This window comes from Paenibacillus hemerocallicola (assembly GCF_006265175.1).
GTDB classification, from domain to species: Bacteria; Bacillota; Bacilli; order Paenibacillales; family NBRC-103111; genus Paenibacillus_AB; species Paenibacillus_AB hemerocallicola.
This window is the reverse complement of the sequence record NZ_VDCQ01000134.1, coordinates 1-7,140: the sequence shown is the minus strand read 5'-3', so window position 1 is coordinate 7,140 and position 7,140 is coordinate 1. Positions and strand designations below refer to the sequence as shown.

Sequence of the window (7,140 nt, the reverse complement as noted above, 5' to 3'; positions counted from 1 at the left end):
AGTCGGGCATTATCGCGGCCCGCTATGAGTTGGAGAAATAGACGTGCCGTACAAGGTGTTCCACTAGCGGGACACGATAGTATGAGGGCTTTTTACTGCCACCGCCAACAAGCCAAAGAATCCAACGGGTTGATACAACACTCTATTACGGGGCGGCAACAGCAAAATGTACTGTTTGCCAGTATGACAAGTCGAAGCAACTACAAGCCCTACAAGGCTTTAATAGGAGCGAATGGAGCCACCTTGGACAGAACAAGGCGGCTCTCTTTATTGTGTTTTACAGACGCTATATAAGGTTCTAAGGAGACCCTACCCAGTGCCGAATGAAATCGACTATCAGATTATTTAGTGCTTTAAGCGTGTTTTGTCTGCGAGAATTTTTTTTGAAAGTTGGTGTGCGTACATTCGCCTTAAAATCTTCCAAAATTAGGTTATTTGTGTTATTATGAGATTTTTGAAATATCATTTGGGAGGCGAGTAGGGATGAGCAATCTTTTACAGGTTAGAGTAACAGGGATATTGGTTGAGGACGGGAAAATTTTATTGGTCAAACAGAACGTAACGTCTGACCGAAAATGGTCTTTACCGGGAGGTAGAGTTGAACAAGGCGAGACACTTGAAGATTCAATTGTAAGAGAAATCGAAGAAGAAACGGGAATTGCCGCAAAAGTATCCAAGTTATTATACATATGCGATAAGCCTGATGCCTCGCCTTCACTAATACACATAACGTTTCTACTCGAAAAAATAGGTGGGGAAATACGCCTACCATCGAATGAATTTGATAGTAATCCTATAAGTGGCGTGGAAATGGTTCCGATTCACGACCTCGTAGACCTTGGATTTTCTGAGAAATTTATGACGATTGCTCAGAAAGGCTTTCCTGAGTCAGGAAGCTATAAAGGTCTAAAAAGCAACATCGGCTTATAAGGAGGAACGACGAATGAAAAATGTTTATGTTGTTCGACATTGTAAAGCAGAAGGACAAGCCTCTGATGCTCAACTAACCGCGATTGGTGTTGAACAAGCGGAAATACTTGCTGAATTTCTTTTGGACAAGGAGATAGATTATATCATCTCAAGTCCTTATGAAAGGGCTTACCGTACTATAAAACCTTTATCTGATAAACTGGGTGTTGAAATCGCCTTGGATGAAAGACTGACGGAAAGGGTTTTGTCAGATAAGAACCATCCTGATTGGCGTGATATGCTTCGTAAGACATACGATGACCTAGATATATGTTATGAAGGTGGAGAGTCCAGTAACACGGCTATGAGCCGTGCCATTAGTGTAGTAAAGGAAGTCCTGAATGGTGGGAACAAAAACATTGTGTTAGTTTCACATGGAAATCTGATATCCCTCCTTCTTAAGCATTTTGATGACCGAATTGGGTTTAGGGAGTGGGAATCTTTATCCAATCCTGATGTATTTCATCTAACCTTCTCGGGAGAGAATAAGCCTAACATTCATCGAGTATGGACAGAGTGATATTATAGTTAGAGCAAACACATTCCTTCGGACACGTACATGTTTGTTGTCACTGTCTACTCGTCACACGTGGAGTGTGTAGTATTGATGTCAAGGGTAGATAAATGGCAGGGCTGAAAATGCCCATAAACAAAGGGTTTCCAGACATTGAATTTTTCTCTCGGCTGTTAGGCCGGATGTGCTAATGTCGGGAAACCCTTAATTTTATTGTTTGCGGTAACCTATCAACTGCTCTGAAGGTTCAAGAAATTTTAGTATCCTATCTGCTTGGTTGACAATTAGGTGGCCCGTATCAGGCAGCAGGTCGATCCTAGCTAGTTGTGCAAATTGTTTAAGTCGCTTAATGGCCAGCTAGCGAGTATTTTCGGTACTGTCCTAAAACTTCTCGTTTGCCTACTTCTGACCTATATATATTTTCCATTATATCTCGCCTTTCTTTCTATTTCAGAAGCCATTTTTCAGCTTCTTCTTTACTTTCATACAATCTAAAATGATTGCCTTTGTTCGTTTCCATGGCCATTTCTTTAAATTTGCCCTTTTGAATGGTCTCCTGAGGAATAATAGCAGCAGCCTTTATACCATAATTTATAAATTTTTGAATAATATCACCAGCTACTTTGGTTTTAAGTTTGAAGAAGTCTTCTGATAAGGCTGCATAGTGTATCATAATCGCATTTGTCTCATGCTCCCAACACAAAGCTATTAGATCAAGTGCATCATTCTCTGTGCTTAAAGGTTCAGTAGTAGAAATCAGTTCAATATATTTTTTACTTTCTATTTCTCTAATTTGATAGTTCATTTTCTCCTCTTCCTCCACAACTTCATTTTCAAACAACTTCTGACGGGTTTCACGGACCCAATTTAGTTCATTCTTATAGGTTGAAATAATGTTTTCTGAAATCATCTCCCATAATAAGCTTTCCCTGGTGCTTCTATTGGGTGTATGAAGAGCCCTTCTGTATTTCTCATTCTGCATAATCAATTGCAGTTTGATTTCATTTTCATATTTTGAGAGTACCTCACTTAATTCTTGATTACTTAACATATCTGACCATGCAAGCTGCACCAAAAATGTTTTTTTTATCTCAGGAGCTTCTGGTGATGACACAAGCCATTTTTTTAGTTCTTTAAGTCCTTCTTCTGTTATGGAATATATTTTTTTTGAAGGAGAGTTATCCTGATGGACCACTTCACTGGTAACAAAATCTTCATTTTCCATATGCATTAGAGCTTTGTAAATTTGATTATTATTACCGGACCAATACATGAAGGAAGAATCCTCAAAAATCTTTTTTAGTTCATATCCTGTTGAGGACTTCCAACTCAGTATGCCTAATATTGCTAATTGGATTGACATCATTACACCCCATTATAAACAACATAGGTTAACAGTAACATATGATATTATGTTCGTCAATCTAATTAACTTTAATTGACATGCTGGTAGCTGACATGCTGGCCACTGGGCAGAAGCCAAGATTAAACAAGCAGCCCTGCAAGGCATTGTCAGGGGCTATCCAGATGGTACATTCTAACCCAACGCAAACGTAAGTCGTGCTGCATTCACGGTCATGCTGATGAATGCGCTGAAGCCTACAGATGAAGGGGACGGAGCTAAGCTTTAGCGATGCAGGGAGGATCGGCATATGGGCGAAGAAAACAGTCGCTCAGTCCGTAGAGGCGGGTATCGTGTCAGGCTATGAGGATGGAAGCTTCCATCCAGCAGCGAACATCCTTCGTGAAGAACGTCATCAGGTAGTCGTTGTCGTACAGCTTTCAAGTTCAACCTCTAACTCGTCCTTTAGCAGCAAGAAGTAGTCCTCGACCAGATCGAGAAGTACCGCCGGAAGTGCTTCTGCGCGGCGCAACACGTCAATATCCTGCTTTGTCTTGATGATTCGCATTCGAAATCCCTCCTGAAAAAGAAAATGACCCCTCTAAAAAGGGGTCTTGGTTCTGGATCATGAATATGATATATGTAAGAGATTGGGTTTAATTCGGTTAATTCCGGGGAATTCCAAGAGATCCCGAGAAAGTCAAAGGTTTTTAATCGGGCTTATCGTTTTGCAACCCAAAACGAGGAGGTACTTTATGAGTTCCATTCTAAACGTTATTGAAAAGTTAAAGCTGAACGTCTTGAATGTAGAAGATGTTCCAGAGTCATTTAGTTCTGATGTATACAAACTTACTCTCGCTAACGGAGAAAAAGTGTATGTAAAAATTCCATTTAACAAGGATAAACTATATCGTGAATTTCAGATGCTTGAAACATTGAAGGACATAATACCTGTTCCTAAAGTATTGGATTTTTGGGATGGGGATGAAATTACTACTGGAGCATTGCTTCTTTCGGCGATTCAAGGCATACCTTGTACAGAAGATATTGATGAGAAACTATCTTTTCAAATTGGCGTGTTTCATGCGATGCTTCATGAGGTTAAAACTCCAGGTTACGGTTACCATGTGACTGATGGATTTAAGATTTTTGACCAAAATAATTGGAGACTACATATCAAAGGTAATTTTGAAAAGTGGAAAGAGCCTTGCAAAGAGATTATCGATCCAGAGCTGTATGAAAGATGTATTCTTCACTTTGATGGCGTATTTTCAGCTTTACCAGAACCTGACGGGCCATGCATTGTTCATATGGATTTTAGACCTGGTAATATATTGGTAAATGATAACAAGGTCACTGGCATTATTGATTTCGAGAGTGCCCGTGGTGGATCCTCTGAAATAGACTTTACAAAAATCAATCGATATATTTGGGGAGTAAACCCGAGAACAAAGCTACCGTACATGGATGGGTATCGAACGATTCGCCCTATGGTGAATCTGGAGACAGTGTTACCATTCTATGATCTTTACGATGCTTTCAGTGCAATTATTTGGTGCAAAAACAGAGGTGTCGAAAAAAATCAGTCTTTTCTTCAGGAGAATATTGCCATCTTACAGAAATCAGTGGGGATTGAGCAGACACGTTATTAGATGTTCGATAAGATGCAATTAGAAAAGTCATCCGACAGGATGGCTTTCTTCAAAAACTTGCCGTTACAGACAGCGCGGAGAACCGTAACATAAATAAAAGTGATGGTCATTCCGCTAACGGATACTAAAGTTGAATAAGCATTAATGGACGAAGCTGCCACGATATTGGCAGCTTCGTTACGTTAACGGGAAGGGTAGTTCCAATTTGTGGTATATTTTATATAATGACATTTTCTAAGCGGAGGTGCTTATGAATCCTGCTTTTGACACCTATATCCACTCGATGGCCAATCGGGACGTGACCGTCATCGGTGCCGGCGTGAGCAATTCACCTTTGATCCGAATGCTGTGCTCGGCCGGGGCGCGAGTCACCTTGCGCGACCGCAATCCGGCCCTGCCCAGGGAGGAGTGGGACGATCTAGGCGTCGAGTTGCGTCTAGGGGAGAATTATTTGGATCGCGTTGGGGGCGACGTGGTGTTCCGCACTCCAGGCATGCGTCCAGACCATCCAGCGCTGGACTCGGCCCGCGCTAGCGGCAGCCGTGTGACCAGTGAGATGGAGGAGTTCTTTGCGCTTTGTCCTTGTCCCATTTTCGGCGTGACCGGTTCGGATGGTAAGACCACCACCACGGCGCTGATTGCAGACATGCTGGCTGACGGGGGACGTACGGTACATCTGGGCGGCAACATTGGTACGCCACTGCTGACGCGCGTGGGTGAGATGTCATCGCTGGATGCGTGCGCGGTCGAGCTGTCCAGTTTCCAGCTAATGGACATGACGCGCTCTCCCCATGTAGCGGTGATCACCAACCTCTCGCCCAATCACCTCGACTGGCACCGCGACATGGATGAATATATCTCCGCCAAGCGCCGCTTGCTGGATTTTCAAAGTGCTGACGACCTTGCCATCCTCAATGGCGACAATCCGGCGACCGCGGCACTGCGCGGTCGGGGGCGGACCAAATATTTCGACGGTCACACGATCTATAATGGCTTGATCGACGGTCTAGTACCTGTCAGTGACATTCGCTTGCCGGGGTGGTATAACGTGGAAAACGTCATGGCTGCCGTGACCGCTGTGCGGGGGACCGTGTCGGACGAGGCAATTCTGGAGACGGTGCGTACCTTTGTCAGCGTGGAGCACCGAAACCAGTGGGTGGCAACTGTGGGCGGCGTGCATTATTACAACAATTCCATCGGTTCCAGCCCCGCCCGTACCGTCGCCACACTGCATGCGCACTTGGGTTCAGTGCTGCTGATCGCCGGCGGGCGAGATAAAAAGGTGCCGTTTGACGAGATGGCCAAGTTGCTGCCCGATCATGTCAAGGTATTACTATTGATCGGCGAAGCGGCCAGTCAAATCGAGGCTGCGGCGCGCAGAGTGCCGAGTTGCCCGCCTATAGTCCGCTGCGAAGGCTTGGCCGAGGCAGTGACGCAGGCGAACAAGCTGGCCGCACCGGGCGACACTGTGCTGCTGAGTCCTGCCTGCACTGCATTTGACCAATACTGCAACTTTGAAGAGCGTGGGCGTCACTTTGTAGAGTTGGTCGGGGCACTGCGCCGGTCGGAGGGTAAGGATTGAACAAGTTTCAAAGAAGGTTCTTAAGAGGAACTGGTTAAATTGATTCATTTCACTAACGGGTAACTAGAGCTCAATAATACAAAATGACGAGGCTGCCGACGAATCGGGGCCTGTTGACAAATTACCTTTTTAAAGAAATTGACGTTTGAAAACCCGCATAAACACTGGGTTTCTAAAAGTCAATTTTCGCAAAATTGGCTTTTGTCAACAGGCCCGAATCGATCGCGGCCTCGCTCCGCTAACGGGCAGGTTTGCTCAACAAGATTTTAAGATAGCCACCAATTAATGCCCTTGCATATGGTAAAATGGGACGGTGCTGTAAAATGGACCGGATAGGAGTATGCCAGCCATGGACACGAGTAGACTTAAATCCTTGCGCGTGAAACAAATCACTTTCATCAATGCATGTGTTTGCATCGTCATCCCATTATCCGGCGGTCTCTTACTTGTTCTAGAGCCGTCGCCTTCGGACACTTATCTTGTAGGCGTTTTTTTGTTTGGGGCCTTGTTGCTTTTTGAATTTTGGAGCCTCTTTTTTCCGAAGCATTTGCTCTTCATGCACGGCCCTTGGTTTATGCGTGAAATTGCGGGATATGAACGGGAAAAGTTAGGCAAGAAGCAAGATCGAAAAGGGCGGATTGTGAGACTATTTGCCTTTACGTTCTTACTAGGGAATCAACTAGTGGCCTTTACTCGCATAAGGGATGACGATCCCATGCAAATTCGGGATGTATCTGGGTTTTGGACGATTATGGCTATTCTTGTTTTAATCTTTACCTTATTGGGCAACGCGGCCGTCCTATACCGCATTCACAAAATCGATAAAACAGAGCCGGGGCAACTCCGCTGGTTTACGCTTAAATCGTTGGCACTGGGAGTTATCCTAGGTCTGGTCTCCGTGGTCCTTTTGAGTGTGGGGTTCGGAATCGTGTTGAATTAGCGGAGAGTTATTACGCTAACGGATACGATAGTTGAATGAAACAGTAGTAGACTAGGACTTTATTTTCTTCGGACACTAAGGGCCGCAAAAAGGTGTCTGTATCAAAAGGGAGGAGCACTTCTATGCGATCGATCGAGCACG

8 protein-coding genes are annotated in these 7,140 nt (G+C 44.3%); 6 read left to right on the top strand and 2 right to left on the bottom strand.

Annotated features, from left to right (window positions below; all coding sequences use genetic code 11):
• The first annotated feature begins 483 nt into the window (after positions 1 to 483).
• Positions 484 to 930 (top strand): NUDIX hydrolase, encoded by a 447-nt coding sequence (locus FE784_RS40235; protein WP_139607927.1) that lies wholly within the window; start codon positions 484 to 486, stop codon positions 928 to 930.
• A 13-nt stretch (positions 931 to 943) separates the two neighbouring features.
• Complete coding sequence (locus tag FE784_RS40230; protein ID WP_139607926.1) at positions 944 to 1,489, top strand: histidine phosphatase family protein; 546 nt, start codon at positions 944 to 946, stop codon at positions 1,487 to 1,489.
• A 439-nt stretch (positions 1,490 to 1,928) separates the two neighbouring features.
• Here FE784_RS40230 and FE784_RS40225 read toward each other — a convergent pair whose 3' ends face one another.
• A complete protein-coding gene (locus tag FE784_RS40225) occupies positions 1,929 to 2,846 on the bottom strand; it encodes a PadR family transcriptional regulator (RefSeq protein ID WP_139607925.1) in 918 nt (305 codons plus the stop codon).
• Positions 2,847 to 3,088: 242 nt separating this feature from the next.
• Between FE784_RS40225 and FE784_RS43080 the strand changes: the two genes are divergently transcribed.
• On the top strand, positions 3,089 to 3,307 hold the full coding sequence (locus tag FE784_RS43080) for an S-layer homology domain-containing protein (protein ID WP_139607924.1): 219 nt from the start codon (positions 3,089 to 3,091) through the stop codon (positions 3,305 to 3,307).
• Here FE784_RS43080 and FE784_RS41470 read toward each other — a convergent pair.
• A complete protein-coding gene (locus FE784_RS41470) occupies positions 3,241 to 3,393 on the bottom strand; it encodes a hypothetical protein (protein WP_176706876.1) in 153 nt (50 codons plus the stop codon). The two genes, FE784_RS43080 and FE784_RS41470, sit on opposite strands and share 67 nt — an antisense overlap.
• A 187-nt stretch (positions 3,394 to 3,580) precedes the next feature.
• On the opposite strand from FE784_RS41470, the gene FE784_RS40215 reads away from it, so the two are divergent.
• The 3 genes from FE784_RS40215 (at position 3,581) to FE784_RS40205 (ending at position 6,999) form a co-directional block, all read left to right on the top strand.
• On the top strand, positions 3,581 to 4,477 hold the full coding sequence (locus tag FE784_RS40215; RefSeq protein ID WP_139607923.1) for a phosphotransferase family protein: 897 nt from the start codon (positions 3,581 to 3,583) through the stop codon (positions 4,475 to 4,477).
• A gap of 250 nt (positions 4,478 to 4,727) precedes the next feature.
• Positions 4,728 to 6,059, top strand: coding sequence for a UDP-N-acetylmuramoyl-L-alanine--D-glutamate ligase (gene murD / locus FE784_RS40210; RefSeq protein ID WP_139607922.1), 1,332 nt, complete (start codon positions 4,728 to 4,730; stop codon positions 6,057 to 6,059).
• Between the two features lie 349 nt (positions 6,060 to 6,408).
• Positions 6,409 to 6,999, top strand: a complete 591-nt coding sequence (locus tag FE784_RS40205; RefSeq protein WP_139607921.1) for a hypothetical protein — start codon at positions 6,409 to 6,411, stop codon at positions 6,997 to 6,999.
• Positions 7,000 to 7,140: the final 141 nt, after the last annotated feature.